This window comes from Chroococcidiopsis sp. CCNUC1 (assembly GCF_023546805.1).
In the GTDB taxonomy this organism is placed as follows: Bacteria; Cyanobacteriota; Cyanobacteriia; order Cyanobacteriales; family Chroococcidiopsidaceae; genus Chroococcidiopsis; species Chroococcidiopsis thermalis.
On record NZ_CP097480.1, the window covers coordinates 5,135,733 to 5,153,373 of the forward strand.

Consider the following 17,641-nt stretch of genomic DNA (forward strand, 5'->3'; position numbering starts at 1 on the left):
GATTTGTCGTACTAGGAAGAGAGATTTTATGCATCAAGAGGCGGACTATCAAAGCAGGCGACAACAGAAAACTACAAGACGAAGAATGTTGCTTGTAACCGGAGCTGGACTCTCAGCACTAGTTTTGAGTAGTTTTAATCCCTTGCAACTCTCTGCCCAGACTCCTAAGAGAGCCCTGTCATCCAACGATATCTTGGCGATTCAGCAGCTCAATAGCAACTATTTCTATACTCTTGATGCCCTCAAAGAAGGCAATAACGCTGTTAAATGGGCAGATACATTCACGCCTGATGGTATATTCTCGCTAACGAGCGCGGATGGGACAGTTATAGTACAGGCGACAGGGACGCAGGAGTTAATCAATACTTACAATGCCTTTCCTGACGTGCAAACTACTCGGCACTGGAACAATAACCTCCTGATCGAACCTGATTTTGGAGGTGCTAAAGGAGGATGTTATGTCATCGCCATGAATATCCAGAGTATTCCCGCCACAATCGTTAGAACTGGATTATACGAAGATCGATTAGTGAAATTTGGCGAAAATTGGAAGTTTCAAGCTCGAACTCTCATCCTCGATCCTAACGTCCCTGCACCAACGATGAACTATATTCAATAACTTTAGAAATAACTTTCAAGACAAACAACTTTACCGATCGCTACAACTAACGCACTACTCCTAACTTCATAAGGTTTCATATGATCCATCAACTTATATTTGCCCACCCTAAGCCAGGTATGACTGAGAAAGAGTTCCAGGATTACTGGGTCAATTTTCATGCAGTTTACTATGCCAGTAAGATTTCTCAGATCAAGCGTTACTTGGTTGATACCCGCATCCCATTTGGTCAAGAGCCAGAAGACCCTCTTTTTAGTGGTGTAGCGGAAATATGGCTAGAGAACGAGGAAGAGCAACTAGCATCTCTTCAGTCAAAGGAGTTTTTAGCAGGAGCGCGGCTGGATGAGCCTAACTGGGCAGCTTTCTGGCGCACTATGGTACTAGATACAACAGCTCACGTCCTGATGGAAGGCGAACCTTTGAAAAAAGATTCAACTTTGGTTAAAATTTTTGCTCTAGTCAAGCGTAAGGCTGGGATGCCGCTGGAGGAATTTCGTCAATACAGTTTGGAGGTTCATGCGCCCAAGGATTTGAAACTTCCAGGTCTGCGGCGTTACCTTCAGTGTCACGTGCGCGATAGTTTCTACGCTATTGGAGAATCAATCCTCGACTGTGTTTCACAGTTGTGGTTTGATGACATTCAGTCACTAGAAAAAGCTTTGAACTCGCCGCAAGGCAAAGAATCTGAGTGGGATTTAGCTAATTTTGTCGAGCCTAAATATGCTCATACCTTTGTCGCAAAAGAACATTGGATTATTGGTCCAGAATTCCGCTAGCGATCTAGAGCATGGTATTCGATTTGGATAAAAATCATGACAGATAAAAGTGAAGGTCTTCTAGCTACTGTGAAGCATCTCGGAGTTTCTATTGCAGTGTCGAATCTGGAAGCAACAGCTAGGTGGTACAAAGAGCAATTAGGTTTCGAGGAAGTCCTAAGAAGAGAGTTTCCAGAATTTGGCACTCGGATTGTATTTATTGAGACAAACGGTGTCAGAATCGAATTGATCGAGGATAAGAATTGGCATCCTATAAATCGTCCAGATCCGCCGCAACACACTTCAATTCAAGGTGTCAGCCAGATTACTTTCAAGGTTGATGATATTCAAGCAGCGATCGCACGGGTCAAAAGCCGACCGATCAAAATTGCTTGGGATCTCGTTATTGTCAAGGATATCGGTTTTAAAGAATTTTTTATCAGAGACAACGAAGGTAATATCATTCAATTTCTAGAAACGTTTGAACCCATACGTTAAGCGGCTATCAAGATGCGCCAAAATCATTGAGGCACAAATCATGACTGATATCAAAGCAATTGTAATCGGCAGTGGTTTCGGTGGAGCAGTAGCTGCCTTACGCTTAGGACGAGCAGGAGTTGAAACTCTTGTTTTAGAGAGGGGACGGCGCTGGACAATTGAAGATCCTACTAAAAATGCAACTTTTGCAACATTTAGAAATCCAGATAGACGAGCAGAGTGGCTGAATACAGTCACAAAAACTCCAGGTTATGAAGGAATTCCGATTGAAAAATACACCGGGGTACTCGAAATTTTAGAAAGAGGAGACTACAAGTTTTTAGTCGGGTGTGGTGTGGGTGGTGGTTCTTTGGCATATGGGGGAATTTTAATTCAACCACCGCAGGAACTATTCGAGCAGGTGTTTCCTAGCTCCATTAACTATGACGAAATGGATGCTGTTTATTTTCCCCGAGTCCACTCTATTATTGGCAGCGCCCCTATTCCAGATGATGTTCTAGAAAGTGAATATTATCTGGGATTAAAGGTATTGGAACAACACGCTCTCAAGGCAGGATTCCCTTATGTCGAATCTACCAATTGTGGCTTAATCAACGGAGTTAATCGATTTCCAATGGGAATTGATTGGGATATTGTCCGAGAAGAAATGGTAGGAAAAAGAGTGCCATCTGTGATTGCAGCTGAGTTTTGGTTTGGCAATAACAGTGGTGGTAAAAAAACACTGGATCGAAACTACCTGAAGTTAGCTGAGGAAACGGCTGCCGTTGAAATTCGCACTCATCATGTTGTCACCAAAGTTGCGGAAAGACCGGAAGGTGGTTATGCAGTTGTAGTAGACATAATTAACGACTCTGGTGAAGTTATTAACCAACAAACTTTAACTTGTGAGTACCTGTTTATGGCTGCTGGGGTCATGGGGACTTGCGAACTCCTAATCAAAGCTAAAGCTAAGGGAGATTTACCAAAAATCAACGATCGCATAGGACAGGGATTTGGCAACGATGGCGATACCTATGCCTTTCGCACCAATCTGTCAGAAACTACCAACCCGCATTTAGGCGGTCCAGGTGCGATCGCTGTTCTCAATTATGACAATCCCATCTTTCCCTGTGTGATGATGCGAGCGCCATTACCGAGATTTGAACGAGATTTTCCGAATAAAAATGTCATTGGTAGCTTTGTCTTTGCTATGACCCCTTATCGAGGCAACTTTAGCTACGACCCAGCTTCAGATACAGTCCAATTAAATTTTGCCAGCGACCCCAAAGCCAAAGAAGCTGCTAAGTATTTAGCCGAACTGCTGAGCGAGAAAAATGGTGGCGAAGTGCCTCCGATTGCCTCTCAGACGACTGGTCATCAACTGGGAGGAGCCTGTATGGGTCAAGTTTGCGATGACTGCGGGCGCGTGGAAGGGCATTCACACCTATATGTTGTCGATGGTGCTTTAATTCCAGGGTCTAGTACCTGTGTCAATCCGGCACTAACAATCGCGGCGATCGCCGAGCGTTGTCTAGAGCGGATTTTGGCTGAGGATATTCAACATTCATGACTTTTGGGGAGGTCAATCATGAGCCAGGAAGAAACACAGAAAGTCGCCGAAAAGTGGTTCAACGCGCTAGATCTAGCTGACTATGAAACCGCAATGAGTTGTCTGGCAGACGATATCGAGTGGATCAATCTCCAACCAGTTAAGGGTGTCAGCGATATCATTCCCTGGATTGGTACGTCTCACGGTGTTGCTGAGGTGACAAAATCTTTTCAAGTCCGCGATCGCATAGCTGAGGTTAAGGTTTTTAAACCTGTCGAGCTAGTCGTGCAAGGCGATCGGGCATTTGGCACCGTGCATGACATGACAACAATTAAAGCAACTGGACTCACCTTCGACATCACTTTTGCTACCTGGATGCAGATTCAAGATGGGAAAATTGTGAAATGGAAATCTTACTGCGACCCGTCCCCGATCGTTGCAGCATTTCGGGGAGATTCAAAGGCTCGTTTAATCGAAGCTGTAGAAAATGAGGATCTAGAGGCAGCTACAAGTCTCCTACAACAGGGAGCCGATCCTAATACCCGCAATCCAGAAAACGGATTGACTGTATTAATGACCGCCGCCTGTCACGCCAATGTTGCAATGGTGAAATTATTGCTCGATGCTGGTGCAGACGTTCTAACTACCGATCGTAAAACTGGGGCAACTCCCTTACATAAAGCTTGCCAGGGCGGTAGTGTAGAAGTCGCTCGGCTGCTTTTAGATGCCGGAGCATTTATTGACGCTGTTACGCCGACAATGGGTCATACTCCAATTATGGATGCCCTGTGGTACAAGTGGTTGGAATTGGTGAAGTTACTCGTCGAACGAGGGGCAAACCTCAATTTGAGTACTCACTATGGCTTTACGCTAGACGATCACCTTAACTTTGAACTCAACGTCAACCAAGGCGAAGAAAAGCAGAAATTTATTGTCATTAAACAAATCGTTGATGCGGGTAGAAAAGCTGCACGAGAAAGTATTGAATCTCAACAAGTCATGGCAGCAACCGATCGAGGAAATCTGGATGCAGTTAAGCAGTTAATCGAGAATAAGGCTGATGTCAATACTGTTTATCCTCACATAAATTCCTTTCTCGATGGACATACTCCTCTTTTAGTTGCTGCCCGCGATGGGCATACAGAAATCGTCAGGGAACTCTTGAAAGCAGGTGCGAAAGTCAGGGTCGAAGACTGGGTATTTAAGGGGTCTCCTATCCATAAAGCAACTTATAACGGTAATCCTGAAATTTTGAAAATGCTGGTGGAACACCCCGATATCGATCTGGACGTGCAGGGACCGATCAATGGTTACACGCCCCTTCACGATGCTCTTTGGCATGGATATAACGAATGTGCTGAAATTCTGATTAATGCGAATGCCCGATTAGATTTGAAAGGACATGATGGCAAAACACCTTTGGATATTTCTATTGACGTATATGGTTCAGATGGTGAAATCCCAAAATTGATTCGCTCAAAAATGATATGAACGGAAGCTTCATTGAGGACGACTTTAGACTGTAGGAAATGGATTATGTTGGTTTCTCATTTGTACCAGTCGGGATCTCGGCATCACTTTTCTAAAGGGGTACTAAAAAACCGGGAAGAAACAGCAAAACTGCAAGGAAAAAAAATTGGTATTCTGATTGAAAGTGACTTCTACGAACATGAAATTTGGTATTACCATTACCGCTTTGCAGAAGAAGGTGCTGAAACTCATCTCCTCACCCGCTTGTGGGGGCAACAGTTTTTAACTTTTCAAGGACATGAATATCATGCACCGCTGGATTGTCATGAAAGTTTTGAGGATATAGACGATCGCGAACTCAATACTTATGCTGCTATCATTGTACCATCTGCCTTTGTAGCTGACCGTCTCAGGTATACAGAAGATCTAAGCCAACTTCCACCAGCTACTGGATTTCTGAAGCAAGCTTTTGCCAATCAAAACATTTTGAAAGGAATTATTTGTCATGGTATGTGGCTAGTTGCACCTGTGCCAGAACTAGTACGCGATCGCCACGTGACTTGCCACAACAATTTGCATGGTGATGTTGTGAATATGGGTGCTATCTACACCGATCGAGATGTGGTTGTGGATGGAGATTTAGTCACAGGACGTAGCGGCGCTCATTGTCACTTATTTGCCCAGAAAATCATTGAAATACTGGCTGTAAGATAAACATTAAATAATAGAGGAAGTGGGGTATGGCGCTAATAGTATATCCGCCCAAAACTGCATATAAAATAGAGAAGGGACACCCACATCCTTTGGGAGCAATTCCAGATGAAAATGGGGTAAACTTCTCGATTTTTTCAGAACATGCTACAGGTATAGAACTATTGTTGTTTGACGAACATGATGACCCAGAACCCATCCAAGTTATTCAATTAGACCCCGATGTCAATAAAACATTCCACTTCTGGCATGTCTATGTCAGCGGGCTGCAACCAGGGATGCACTACGCCTATCGAGTTGACGGTTCTTCCGATCGCAATGGCGGACACCGCTTTGATAAAAATAAGCTGTTAATTGACCCATATGCTAAAGGAAATAACAAAACTCTTTGGCAGCGAATGAATGCATGTTTACCTGGTGATAATTTGACGACATCAATGAGAAGTGTTGTCATTGATACATCAGAATATGACTGGGAAGGCGATCGCCCGCTCAATCGTCCCATGAGCGAAACTATCATCTATGAGATGCATATTGGCGGGTTTACTAAGTCACCGACATCGAGTGTCAAGCATCCAGGAACATTCGCTGGAGCGATCGAAAAAATTCCTTACCTTAAGGAATTAGGCGTTACAGCAGTTGAACTCATGCCTGTATTCGAGTTCGACGACACAGAAATTCTGCGGGATGTGGACGGCAAGCCCCTGAAGAACTACTGGGGCTACAGTACTATGAGTTACTTTGCCCCTCACACTGGTTATTGCGTTAACCCTCAAATCGGCAACCACGTTCGAGAGTTTCGCGACATGGTTAAAGCCCTGCATCAAGCTGGGATTGAAGTAATCTTGGATGTAGTTTTTAACCACACCGATGAAGGCAACCATCAGGGACCTGTCTTCTGCTTTAAGGGCATTGATAATAGCATCTACTACTATCTGGTGGCAGGAGATAAGCAGTACTACTACGATTACACTGGCTGCGGCAACACATTCAACTGCAACCATCCCATCCCTGAAAAGCTAATTGTCGAGTCTCTCGAATACTGGGTGAAAGAATTGCATATTGACGGCTTCCGCTTTGATGAAGGGTCAGTCCTATCTCGCGGGCAAGATGGAGTGCCGTTACAGTATCCGCCAGCCATTTGGAATATCGAGTTATCTGAAACGCTTGCCGATACCAAAATCATTGCTGAAGCTTGGGATGCGGCTGGACTTTACCAAATTGGCTATTTCCCAGGGTATCGTTGGGCAGAGTGGAACGGACGCTATCGAGATGATATTCGGCGCTTTGTCAAAGGTGAGTCTGGCATCGTGGGTGCTGTTGCGGCTCGGATTGCTGGTAGTGCTGACCTATACCAAAATCACGGACACTTGCCGATCAATAGCGTGAATTTTATTACTGCTCATGATGGTTTCACGTTAAACGATCTGGTTTCGTACAACCAGAAACACAACGAAGCAAATGGAGAAGGTAATCGAGATGGCATTGATGAGAATTTAAGTTGGAATTGTGGCATGGAGGGTGAGACGAGCGATCGCTGGGTGGAAGATCTGCGCGATCGCCAGATTAAGAACTTTGCCGTCATTCTCCTGCTTTCCCAAGGCGTACCGATGATTGTGATGGGGATGAAGTTCGGCGGACTCAAAAAGGTAATAATAACGCCTATTGTCAGGATAACGAACTCGGTTGGTTTGATTGGAATCTGGTTGAGAAAAACAGCAAATTGTTCCGATTCTGGAAGTTAACGATCGACTTCCGCCTACGCCATTCCAATTTACATCGCTCCCGTTACTTCACGGGTAGTGTAAATCAGCGTGGCTTAGCAGACATCTCCTGGCATGGTTGCCAGTTATACAGCCCTGGTTGGAACGATCCCAACGCTCGCGTTCTGGCATTTACCTTAGGGGGTTTCAACGAAGAGGCAGACATTCATGTCATGCTCAACATGTACTGGGAAGAACTTGAGTTTGAAATTCCTGCCGTTGCAGGCAAGCAGTGGTATAGAGCTATAGACACCGCTCAGAATTCTCCCTTAGACATTGCAGAACCAGGCAAAGAAACCCTGGTAACAAGTAACACCTACTTTGTGCAAAGTCGTAGTGTTGTTGTACTAATTTCTCAGTAATTTTGTTAATTCTTTCTCTACATTTAAAGCAAATCCAATGAATAAAATAGACTTTACTTTCTCAGACTTGATTGCTGGGTATGTAACACAGTTTGACAAGACCAAAGACACCTTTAGCTTAAAAACCTCCGACAATCGGGAATTTCTCGTTCAATTAGCCCCGACTGCCTTTGGCGAACTGGTACGTAACTTAGGAGAGGCGTATCGCGATGCGACTGCCCAAATGCGAGAAATGCTCGTACCAGGACGATTTGTCTTTGCTTATGGCATCTTTTACCCAGATGGAGAAAACGGCGACTGCGCTTTTGCAGCCAATCACCTTGTTTTTCTGGGTCGTAGCGAGAACGAATACCTCTTTGAAACGCAAAACTGGTGGATTAAGCAGGTGCGGCAGTTAGCCGATTTCTATCTAGAAGCTGAGTTTGGCGACGGGGAAATTGACTACTCCGAATACCGTACTAACCTCACCATCGCAGGAGATAAGCAAAAGTCCGGTCGTCAAGAAACGGACACGATCTCGCGTCTAGTTTATGGCTTTGCCTCTGCTTATTTACTCACTGGGGAAGATCGTTTTCTGGAAGCTGCGGAAAAGGGTACGAAATATCTGCGCGAACATATGCGTTTCCGCGATGAAAGCGAGGGTATTTGCTATTGGTATCATGCTGTTGATATTAAGGCGGACGGCAGCGAGCAAAAAATCTTTGCCTCAGAATTCGGCGATGACTACGACGCGATTCCCTGCTACGAGCAGATTTACGCCTTGGCAGGTCCTACGCAAACTTACCGAGTCACAGGCGATCGCTTAATTAAAGATGACATCAAGGCAACGGTTAATCTGTTTCACCGATTTTTCAAAGACAAAAGTGAAAAAGGTGGTTACTATTCTCACATCGATCCAATTACCCTTAGTCCCTATAGTGAATCCCTTGGGCGCAATCGGGCTAAAAAGAATTGGAACTCGGTCGGCGACCACGCCCCCGCCTATTTAATCAATCTCTGGTTAGCCACTGGCGAACCAGAATATGCCGACTTCCTAGAGTATACCTTTGACACGATCGCTGCCCATTTTCCCGATTATGATGCTAGTCCTTTCGTCCAAGAGAAGTTTAATGATGACTGGTCAAAAGACTACCATACAGTGCAGCAAAACCGAGCAATTGTGGGTCACAACCTGAAAATTGCTTGGAACTTGACGCGGATGCACAGTCTCAATGCCAAAGAAACATATAAAAATTTTGCTGAGAAGATCGGTCACGTTATCCCTGGCGTTGGTTGCGATCGCCAGCGCGGTGGCTGGTATGACATGGAAGAAAGAGTATTAGCTCCAGATCAAAAGTTCTATCGGCTCGTCTGGCACGATCGCAAGGCTTGGTGGCAACAAGAGCAAGGAATTCTGGCTTACTACATCATGGCTGGTGTCTATCAAGACCCTGATTTCATTCGGTTTGCCCGCGAAGGTGCTGCCTTCTATAACGCTTGGTTTCTGGATACCGAATCTGGTGGGGTCTATTTCAATGTTTTAGCCAATGGACAACCCTACGCACTGGGTACGGAACGCGGTAAAGGCAGCCACTCAATGGCTGGTTATCACTCTTTTGAGCTGTGCTACCTAGCAGCTATTTATATCAACTTGTTGATTAATCAGGAACCAATGGATTTCTACTTCAAGCCAATGCCTGGAGGTTTCCCAGATAATATTTTGCGAGTACAGCCAGATATTCTACCACCTGGCAGCATTCGGATTGGAGAAGTGTGGCTCAACGGTCACAAATACACTAATTTCGATCCTGAAGCGTTAACGATCGAACTACCAACCGATCGAAATGAAATGAAGTTCAGAGTAAGAATAGTGCCTGCTGGGGTTGATTTCGATGCTGACTTGATAGAAGTCAGCGATGGGGTAGCGAAGATCGATTTAGCTGGTTCCCTAGAGCCAAGCATGTTGAAATATTTTAAGGAAGAGTTGGAGAAGGCTCATGGAGTCAAAGGTGTGATCCTGAATATGCAAGATCTCAAGTCGATCTCCGATGAGGCTTTGCGGTATCTTGCCTTTTATAAACAAAAAGCTGGCAGTGACTTTAGTATCGCTGTCTTGGGTGCTGAAGGATCTGTGAAAGCAGCGATCGAGCAAAGCGAACTCAATGAAGAAATCAGTTTGCTAGCTCAGTAAAAGGTTAAAGGTTAAAGGGAAAACCTTTAACCTCACAAATTAACTTTCCAAACAAATTAACTTTCCAAGTTTATGCTGAATCCTATTTTACTAAGAATACTGAAGCTGCAAGCTTAAATTGAGATACTCTATCAACCTTAATTTTAGCTCTGATTTTTATCGTCGCTAAAATCATTGCTAAACTTGGATTTTCTGCAAGACTTGTTGAACTATTTTGTGTAAATAGACATGCGTAGAAATTTTGTTTATTTTTCTGCTCTGTTATCCTTTTGTCTACCTATTAATGAACTCAAAGTTATTGCTCAAGAAACTTCTGAGAAAAAACCTACAATTCAATTAACCCAGACTCTACCCAAGCTCGATCGATCTACTGAAGTTGCAGTAGGGATGTATTTGATCGATTTTGATGATTTTAATGAACAAGAAGAGTCTTTTACACTCGATGGTTACTTGTTTTTGAATTGGAGAGATGAACGTCTAGCTTTTAATCCAAGTCAGACTGGAGGAAAACATAAAACTTACAACTCAGGGCAAATTTGGACACCTAATGTAAGTTTTTTGAATATTGAAGGCAAGCGAGAAGCAGCTTATAAAGAATTGAAGGTAAAACCTGACGGTACTGTATATTACAAAGAAAAGTTTACAGGTCAATTTAATTACGAACTCGACCTGAAAGAATTTCCTTTTGATAATCAAAAAATTCAAATTATCCTCACAACCTTAGATGATAGTAAAAACATAATTTTCACTGTAGATAAGACCAAAACTGGCAAATCTCAAGATGCTTTTTTGGCGGGATGGACAATCGGAGAGGAGCAGGCAAATGTCAGAACCATTAAATCAGATATTGAAGAAGCATATTTTCCAGAATTTGTGTATGAAATTGATGTTTTTCGTTATTCTAAACCATACATTTGGAATATAATTCTTCCACTCTTGTTTATCATTGGACTTTCCTGGACGGTATTTTGGTCGAGGTCTTTTGAATCTAATACTGTTATAGCTACCAGTTCTTTATTATCAGCGATCGCCTTCAATATAGTAGTTGCAGAAGAATTACCAAAAGTCGCTTATCTAACTTTCATCAATGGATTTATTCTGATTGTGTATATTTTCATTTGTTTAGTAGTTATTTACACTGTAGTCAAACATCGGCTCGATTTAGAAAAACAGAAAGAGCGATCGTTGAAGATCGATCGGGTAGCACGTTGGTTAGTTCCAGTTATGTTTGCGGCATCCAACATCGGATTACTTGCATTTTTTTTACTTTAAGAAAAAACGATAAATTGAATTGTGGTTTGAATAGAGCTTACGGCTAACGTACTCAATTTAAAATAGTAGTCTCTGCTTCTATAGCAATCCAAATTGATTTGTGAACGTTGCCTGTGCTGCAACTGCTTCATATTGTATGAGAGTTGTATAGCAGTTCTAAATGATTTGTAAATTCGGCACGTATAGAAAACTTTAAAAATCGAGAAGGCTAGCTTGAAAGCTTTGTCACAGTAATTTGTGTGCTTGTTATCCGATCTAAATTTATCGATCGCACTTATTTTGATTCGCTACCATTTCAGATTTAAAACATCAACCTACTGACTTACTAACCAGAGCATAGAATAGTGAACAGTTTAGGCAGCTGCGTAAGCAACATGTTTCTCGTGGAAGAAGTTTTGCACAACGTGAGGGAAACGTTGTGTACTACGTAAATAGCTGCGGATGTTGCCAATCATCTCGGTTTTGTTTTTGGCGCGTTGCCGTCCGACAGCATTGGCTTTAATATCGTGGTTGAGTAACTCATCAGGGTTTAATTCGGGACTGTAAGCAGGTAAGAAAAACATGCGGATGCGGTCGGAGTGTTTTTCTAGCCATTTATGCACTGCACGAGAACGATGCACTGGATGACCATCGACAATCAAAAATACCTTCTGGGCGCTATGACGAACCAAACGACGCAGAAAATCGAGCATGACTGTAGTGTCAAAGCGTTGTGTAAACACTTTGAAGCATAACTTGCCACGATTGGTAATAGTTGAGATTAAATTACAGCGAAACCGTTTGCCTGTAGCCGATACAATAGGTGTTTGTCCAGAACGCCCATAACTACGTCCGGCTTGATAGTCAGAACACACTCCCATCTCGTCACCCCAATGAATTTCGGCTCCCTCGCGGTGAGCATCTCGACAAATTTGGGGATATTCAGTCTCTAGCCATCGCTGAACCGCCAAAGGGTCTTGCTCATAGGCACGTCGCAGTGGTTTTTGTGGCGTAAAGCTCCATTTTTTCAAATAACGTCCAACTGTCCACACTGACACTGATAGCTCAAATCGCTTTGCCAGAAACTGTTGCACCGCTTCGCGCGTCCACAAATAGAAGGGCAATCCTAATTGATCCGGACACTTCTGCTCAATTAGCCTGACTGCCGTTGCTGCTTGATGAGGTAGCAACCGCGAGCTAGAGCGTGGACCACGCTTTTTTGCTTTTAATGCTTTTGCTCCCTCTGTCGCTGTAGCTTTTGTCCAATGATGTATTGCCGTGCGCGACACCTGAAATACACGCGATGCCTCTGATTTACTCATGCCATTTTCAATCGCATTCACGACTCGATACCTTAGCGCTTCTTGGGCAGAAGCTGACATATGACGAGCGTCTTTGAGTTTCATCACTGACTCCGGACGTGTCTACACCTACCATGTTAACTAATCTCTGCTCTGGTTAGTAAAACTGGTTTAATTTAAATCGCGATCGCCTACACTCTATGTAAACTTGTCTTGGACTTTTATCGGCGTGACACAAATATTAATTGATATGCCCCTGCTATTATCTACTTCCTACTTCTTCATGTTAAAGCGATCGACTTTTGAAATAAGCCTTCTATCTGTTGTAACTTCATCGCAACTTCCCCATCTAGCTTTTGCAAACGTTGCATTTCTGCATCCCGATTTACCTCAAAAGTTTCTTTTTGCTGAACTAGATTATCTAGTTCAGATTTTCGAGAGATAATATCATCGTCGATCCGTTTAGTTACTTCTCGTTCGTAAGCATCAAAATATTCTTTCACGCCGTTATATACAGCAAGCCATTGTTCGCTAGCTACCTGCGGTAAATGTTTAATTAATTCTTTCTCAGCCATTTTAACTAATTCTTGACGTACCCGATCTGCTTGCAAAAAATTCATGTTTAAACCAATTAATGCTAATTCTAATAGTTCCCTAAAGATTCTTTTTACCGCAAAAATAATATTATCAATACCAATGACAGCAACATAGTTAAATAAAATATTTTTCCAGTCAAACTCTGCACCCGCCATCGCTATCCCAGCTAAGTTACCCCTAGTAAGCGAAAACAATCCCATTGCCCATTTTGTCCAAGCAGGTGTCTTATTGTTTTCAGCCGTACCATTAGAATTAGCTACGACCTTTTGTTCGGTAATTTTTTCGGTTATTTCGTCAGTGACTTGAGAATAAGATTCGCCATGTCGAGCCGCGCTAACGGTAAGTTGGGCAAAGGCTGTATTTAAGTTTTTTTCAGCACTCAACGTCCAATTAGATAATTTATCGTTAATATACTGCTCAAATACTTTTTTTAGTACTGTATTGAAAGCATCATGCTTGTTTTTGCTCAAAGAATCAAATAGTTTTAAATCTGGTTGATAGCTTAAAAAATCAGTTTCAAAAGTATTACCTAGATTTAAGATATAGTTACGAAATGAATCGGCAATTTCTTTCGCTTGGATATCTCTCATACTGCGAATTTCTTGTTGAAAGCGATCGCGAATACCAGTTAACTTTTTAAATTCCGGTTCTAGAGAATTAATTTTGCGCTTTAATCGATCGACATCTTGCGCTAATAAAGGAATACGACGCTCGATCGCTGCGTGAGTGCGAGTATAAGCTTGACGCGCTATAGTTCTTGCTTGTCGCAGTTGCGCGACCGCTCTTTCTTTTGTGAGAAATGTATTTAACGAACCTAAAAATTCGGGAAAACCAGTTCCTTCTAACCGAGCTTCCGTATCATTTAAACCAGGGCTATCAATAATTTCTATACCTTTTTCTAATAAGGGTAAAGGATATTCGACTAAGGCATGGCTAACATTAGGAAATATCTGTTGCTCATCTTGTTTTAACTGCTTTGCTTCTGAAGGTTCGATTGTATAAGTTTGTTTGAATTGTTGAAAATCTAATTGTTCGGGTTTCGTGTCATCGTTAAAATAAACTGTAACCTTCTTCTCCTTGCCATAACGTAAAATAGTTAAGATAGCCGTATATGAATTGAGATCGCTATATAATAAATTTTCGCCAATCAAAGCATTCCAAAAGGTGGTCTTATCTCGCTTCATATTCTCTAAAACTAAAAGCCGAAATACTCCTCGACGTAAATTATTTTCTACCGCTTTTATGTCTTCTAACTGGCTATTTAAACCAAGTCCACCAGAAGAGATTTTTCCTTCTAATTCTGCTAGTTCGATCGTTTCAGCCATCTGTTCCAGATAGTTAGCAACTTCTACCCTCACTTGAGCAACTCGTTCTAAATCTTTAAGAAAATTTTCGGTTTCTATTTCGTAATTCATGCTGTTTCGCTTATGTAAAGGAACGATCTTGTCCGTAAGAGTAAATTCTGTACAACCGTAACCTTGAGATTCCTACAATGCCCATAGCAAAACTAGGGAAATTTAGCTAGTTTTCCCGTGGTTAGTGACGATCGCGAAGATGATGAGATGGTAAAAATACTGGTTTATAGTAAGTTATGACAAGTAAGCGTTTGTATCACTTGGGTTTTGGGCAAGACGACTTGGGTACTGTACCCCCCACAATAGCGCTGTTGTCGGGAGATCCCGAACGATCGCATTTCATCGCCAAAACTTATTTACAGGGCGATCGCTTGTTGTCGGCAAATCGCGGTTTAAATAGTTATATCGGCAATTTAGCGAATGGGCGATCGCTTTTAGCGGCGACAAGTGGCATGGGTGCGCCTTCCCTAAGTATTGTGGTGAATGAGTTAGTGCAGTTGGGAATTCGGCAAATTATTCGCATCGGAACTTGCGGTTCGATCCAAGACTACGTACCAGCAGGAAGTATTGTCATCAGTCAGGCGGCTTTGTGTCGTCAGGGTGCAGCCAACGATATTGCACCTGTAGAATATCCCGCCGCTGCCGATCCTTTCCTCACGGTGGCTTTAGTCCAGGCAGCACGGGAGTTAGGAGTAGAGTATCATTTAGGAATTACAGCTTCGGTGGATACGTTCTATGAAGGACAGGAACGAGTCGATTCTGCCAATCCGCATTTAATGCGATCGCTACAAGGAATTACAGCAGAATATAGACGGTTGAATATACTTAACTATGAAATGGAATCCGGTACGCTGTTTAAAATGGCGGGAGTTTATAACTTTGCCGCAGCTTGCATTTGTACTGTTGTTGCCCAGCGAACGAGTAGTGAGGAGATATTATTAAAACAGCAAGAAGATTCAGGTGGTAATGCGATCGCTGTGGCGATTCGAGTTATAGAAAATTTAGCATAATACTCTGAATTAATCGGAATAGAGATGGATGTATTTTGAGGTGCTAGTCATGGAAGAATTACTAGAGTTAAAAGATTTACTGCTCAAAGGTGATGTCCCAGCAGCATTGGAGATTGTTGAAGAATTAGAAGAAATGAGTCGCGACGATAAAATTAGTGCTATTGGCAGCTATGCTGTTATTCTCCTGTTACATCTGATTAAGCAACAAGTTGAAAATCGCTCAACCGCCTCCTGGGAAGTATCAATTCGCAATTCGGTACGAGCTATCCAAAAAAAGAATAAGCGACGTAAAGCGGGAGGGTATTATTTAACATTAGAGGAACTGTACGTAGCTTTAGAAGAAGCTTATCCTGATGCAATTGATTATGCCTCTTTAGAAGTAGCAGAAGGACTTTACGAACCAGAAGCATTAGCAGAAATTGTCGATCGCGAAGTCATTCTCGATCGCGCTATGAAATTGATATTACCGCAAGAGTGAATTGCCTTGACTAAACAACGACTCGATACTTTATTAGTAGAATTAAATTTATGTACCTCGCGCCAGCAAGCACAACGGCTGATTCAGGCAGGGGAAGTCATGGTCAATCGGCAAGTCATTGATAAAGCTGGTACGGAAATTGAAACCACCGCAAAAATTGAAATTAAAGCGCGATCGCCATATGTGTCTAGAGGTGGAGAAAAACTTGCCAAAGCTTTAGCTGAATTTACTATTTCTGTAACAGACAGAATTTGTTTAGATGGGGGAATATCTACGGGAGGCTTTACCGATTGCTTGTTGCAAGCGGGTGCAAAACAAGTCTACGGTGTCGATGTCGGTTACGGACAAGTCGAGTGGCGCTTGCGTAACGATCCGCGTGTCGTACTGCGGGAACGGACGAATTTACGCCATCTCACCCCAGAAGAATTATATGGCAATGCAGCACCAGCTGATTTAGCCGTCGTTGATGTATCATTTATTTCCTTAACTAAAGTTTTGCCTGCATTGTGGCAACTTTTAATCGAGCCTCGCGAGACGATATTATTAGTAAAACCTCAATTTGAAGTTGGGCGATCGCGAGTTGGTAAAAAAGGAGTTGTGCGCGATCCTAACGACCAAGCAGAGGCAGTTTTTCAAGTTCTCCAAACATCGCGAGAACTAGGCTGGCAATACCGCGGCTTAACCTGGTCGCCAATCCAGGGTCCAGCAGGAAACATTGAGTATTTATTATGGCTGGGAATGGAAAGCCAGACACCAGAACCCGAACTTCAGGCAATTCAACAGCTTGCTAGCAAAGCGCGGCAGCAATTTTCGAGTTAAAGATGCAAGACTTCCGTTTCTACAACTAGAATTAATGGGGGTAAAACGATTACAGTTATAAATACATGCCAGCTTTAGAAGAAATTCTCGCGATCGCTCGTTCTGTTGGTTGGGGCGCATCCTATCTTCTCCGGTCTTACTATTATGGTGAAAATAAAGACAACCTAGACATTAAAGATAAGCAAGGTAGTCCTGTCACCTCAGCAGATTTAGCCGTGAATCGTTATATCCTCGATCGCCTGCAAACTAACTTGGGACAGGAAGAATTTGCCTACATTACCGAAGAAACTTATAAATCTTCTACACCACAACCCACCAAATCTTGGGTTTGGATAATTGACCCTTTAGATGGTACGCGAGATTTTATCGATAAAACTGGAGAATATACAATTCACATTGCTTTGGTTAAAGATGGTCGTCCGGTGTTATCAGTCGTAGCCTATCCAGAAGTAGAAAAACTTTATTTTGCTACATTAGGAGGCGGAACATTTGTTGAAACTCGCGATGGCAATATTCAACAAGTAAAAGTTTCTCAACGGCAGAATGTTGAAGAATTTACAATAGTTGTGAGTCGTTCGCACAGAGGTAAGAAATTAGAGAAAGTTTTATCTAAATTACTATGTAAAAAACAAAAGAGTGTGGGTAGTATTGGCGGAAAAATAGCTGCTATTGTCGAACAACAAGCAGATGTTTATATTTCTCTTTCTGGTAAATCTGCCCCTAAAGATTGGGACTTAGCCGCACCAGAGTTGATTCTTACAGAAGCTGGAGGAAAACTAACACACTTTGATGGAACTCCTTTAATTTATAACAAAGAAGATGTCAGTCAATGGGGCGGTTTAATTGCTAGTAATGGTGAGTGTCACGATCGATTGTGCGTTGAAGCTGAAAGAATATTAGTAGAAATAGAAAATGAGGCGATTTAAACGCTCTTGAGAACGGTTTTATAGCGAT

General features: G+C 42.6%; 14 protein-coding genes and 1 pseudogene. 13 read left to right on the plus strand and 2 right to left on the minus strand.

What is annotated here, in order from left to right:
• The first annotated feature begins 28 nt into the window (after positions 1-28).
• From M5J74_RS23750 to M5J74_RS23795, 9 genes and pseudogenes are all read left to right on the plus strand, one after another.
• Positions 29-619 carry a nuclear transport factor 2 family protein gene (locus M5J74_RS23750; RefSeq protein ID WP_250013494.1) on the plus strand — a complete coding sequence of 197 codons (591 nt, stop codon included), beginning with the start codon at positions 29-31 and terminating at the stop codon, positions 617-619.
• Positions 620-699: 80 nt separating this feature from the next.
• Positions 700-1,395 carry an EthD family reductase gene (locus M5J74_RS23755; RefSeq protein ID WP_015156472.1) on the plus strand — a complete coding sequence of 232 codons (696 nt, stop codon included), beginning with the start codon at positions 700-702 and terminating at the stop codon, positions 1,393-1,395.
• Between the two features lie 36 nt (positions 1,396-1,431).
• Entirely contained in the window at positions 1,432-1,872 is a 441-nt protein-coding gene (locus M5J74_RS23760) for a VOC family protein (protein ID WP_250013496.1), read from the plus strand.
• A 40-nt stretch (positions 1,873-1,912) separates the two neighbouring features.
• Entirely contained in the window at positions 1,913-3,421 is a 1,509-nt protein-coding gene (locus tag M5J74_RS23765; RefSeq protein ID WP_250013498.1) for a GMC oxidoreductase, read from the plus strand.
• Positions 3,422-3,439: 18 nt separating this feature from the next.
• Positions 3,440-4,891, plus strand: coding sequence for an ankyrin repeat domain-containing protein (locus M5J74_RS23770; protein WP_250013500.1), 1,452 nt, complete (start codon positions 3,440-3,442; stop codon positions 4,889-4,891).
• A gap of 45 nt (positions 4,892-4,936) precedes the next feature.
• Complete coding sequence (locus M5J74_RS23775; protein ID WP_250013502.1) at positions 4,937-5,584, plus strand: DJ-1/PfpI family protein; 648 nt, start codon at positions 4,937-4,939, stop codon at positions 5,582-5,584.
• 26 nt (positions 5,585-5,610) lie between these two features.
• Positions 5,611-7,706, plus strand: a pseudogene (gene glgX / locus M5J74_RS23780) (glycogen debranching protein GlgX).
• 37 nt (positions 7,707-7,743) lie between these two features.
• Positions 7,744-9,876: an AGE family epimerase/isomerase gene (locus tag M5J74_RS23790; RefSeq protein WP_250013506.1), complete on the plus strand. Its 2,133-nt coding sequence runs from the start codon at positions 7,744-7,746 to the stop codon at positions 9,874-9,876.
• Positions 9,877-10,104: 228 nt separating this feature from the next.
• Positions 10,105-11,148 (plus strand): hypothetical protein, encoded by a 1,044-nt coding sequence (locus M5J74_RS23795; protein ID WP_250013508.1) that lies wholly within the window; start codon positions 10,105-10,107, stop codon positions 11,146-11,148.
• 353 nt (positions 11,149-11,501) lie between these two features.
• Here the strand turns inward: M5J74_RS23795 and M5J74_RS23800 are convergent, their stop codons facing one another.
• Positions 11,502-12,533: an IS630 family transposase gene (locus M5J74_RS23800; RefSeq protein WP_250013510.1), complete on the minus strand. Its 1,032-nt coding sequence runs from the start codon at positions 12,531-12,533 to the stop codon at positions 11,502-11,504.
• Positions 12,534-12,709: 176 nt separating this feature from the next.
• Entirely contained in the window at positions 12,710-14,440 is a 1,731-nt protein-coding gene (locus tag M5J74_RS23805) for a dynamin family protein (RefSeq protein ID WP_250013512.1), read from the minus strand.
• A 176-nt stretch (positions 14,441-14,616) separates the two neighbouring features.
• Between M5J74_RS23805 and M5J74_RS23810 the strand changes: the two genes are divergently transcribed.
• The 4 genes from M5J74_RS23810 (at position 14,617) to M5J74_RS23825 (ending at position 17,613) form a co-directional block, all read left to right on the plus strand.
• A complete protein-coding gene (locus tag M5J74_RS23810; RefSeq protein WP_250013514.1) occupies positions 14,617-15,390 on the plus strand; it encodes a nucleoside phosphorylase in 774 nt (257 codons plus the stop codon).
• Between the two features lie 49 nt (positions 15,391-15,439).
• Positions 15,440-15,868 carry a DUF29 family protein gene (locus M5J74_RS23815; RefSeq protein WP_041463411.1) on the plus strand — a complete coding sequence of 143 codons (429 nt, stop codon included), beginning with the start codon at positions 15,440-15,442 and terminating at the stop codon, positions 15,866-15,868.
• Between the two features lie 6 nt (positions 15,869-15,874).
• Complete coding sequence (locus M5J74_RS23820; RefSeq protein ID WP_015156483.1) at positions 15,875-16,687, plus strand: TlyA family RNA methyltransferase; 813 nt, start codon at positions 15,875-15,877, stop codon at positions 16,685-16,687.
• A gap of 65 nt (positions 16,688-16,752) precedes the next feature.
• Positions 16,753-17,613, plus strand: coding sequence for a 3'(2'),5'-bisphosphate nucleotidase CysQ (locus M5J74_RS23825; protein ID WP_015156484.1), 861 nt, complete (start codon positions 16,753-16,755; stop codon positions 17,611-17,613).
• Positions 17,614-17,641 lie beyond the last annotated feature (28 nt).

What these genes read in the sequence shown, in the direction of transcription:
- M5J74_RS23750 (WP_250013494.1), top strand. Translation starts at nt 29, where the DNA reads ATGCATCAAGAGGCGGACTATCAAAGCAGGCGACAACAGAAAACTACA.
- M5J74_RS23755 (WP_015156472.1), top strand. Translation starts at nt 700, where the DNA reads ATGATCCATCAACTTATATTTGCCCACCCTAAGCCAGGTATGACTGAG.
- M5J74_RS23760 (WP_250013496.1), top strand. Translation starts at nt 1,432, where the DNA reads ATGACAGATAAAAGTGAAGGTCTTCTAGCTACTGTGAAGCATCTCGGA.
- M5J74_RS23765 (WP_250013498.1), top strand. Translation starts at nt 1,913, where the DNA reads ATGACTGATATCAAAGCAATTGTAATCGGCAGTGGTTTCGGTGGAGCA.
- M5J74_RS23770 (WP_250013500.1), top strand. Translation starts at nt 3,440, where the DNA reads ATGAGCCAGGAAGAAACACAGAAAGTCGCCGAAAAGTGGTTCAACGCG.
- M5J74_RS23775 (WP_250013502.1), top strand. Translation starts at nt 4,937, where the DNA reads ATGTTGGTTTCTCATTTGTACCAGTCGGGATCTCGGCATCACTTTTCT.
- M5J74_RS23790 (WP_250013506.1), top strand. Translation starts at nt 7,744, where the DNA reads ATGAATAAAATAGACTTTACTTTCTCAGACTTGATTGCTGGGTATGTA.
- M5J74_RS23795 (WP_250013508.1), top strand. Translation starts at nt 10,105, where the DNA reads ATGCGTAGAAATTTTGTTTATTTTTCTGCTCTGTTATCCTTTTGTCTA.
- M5J74_RS23800 (WP_250013510.1), bottom strand. Translation starts at nt 12,533, where the DNA reads ATGAAACTCAAAGACGCTCGTCATATGTCAGCTTCTGCCCAAGAAGCG.
- M5J74_RS23805 (WP_250013512.1), bottom strand. Translation starts at nt 14,440, where the DNA reads ATGAATTACGAAATAGAAACCGAAAATTTTCTTAAAGATTTAGAACGA.
- M5J74_RS23810 (WP_250013514.1), top strand. Translation starts at nt 14,617, where the DNA reads ATGACAAGTAAGCGTTTGTATCACTTGGGTTTTGGGCAAGACGACTTG.
- M5J74_RS23815 (WP_041463411.1), top strand. Translation starts at nt 15,440, where the DNA reads ATGGAAGAATTACTAGAGTTAAAAGATTTACTGCTCAAAGGTGATGTC.
- M5J74_RS23825 (WP_015156484.1), top strand. Translation starts at nt 16,753, where the DNA reads ATGCCAGCTTTAGAAGAAATTCTCGCGATCGCTCGTTCTGTTGGTTGG.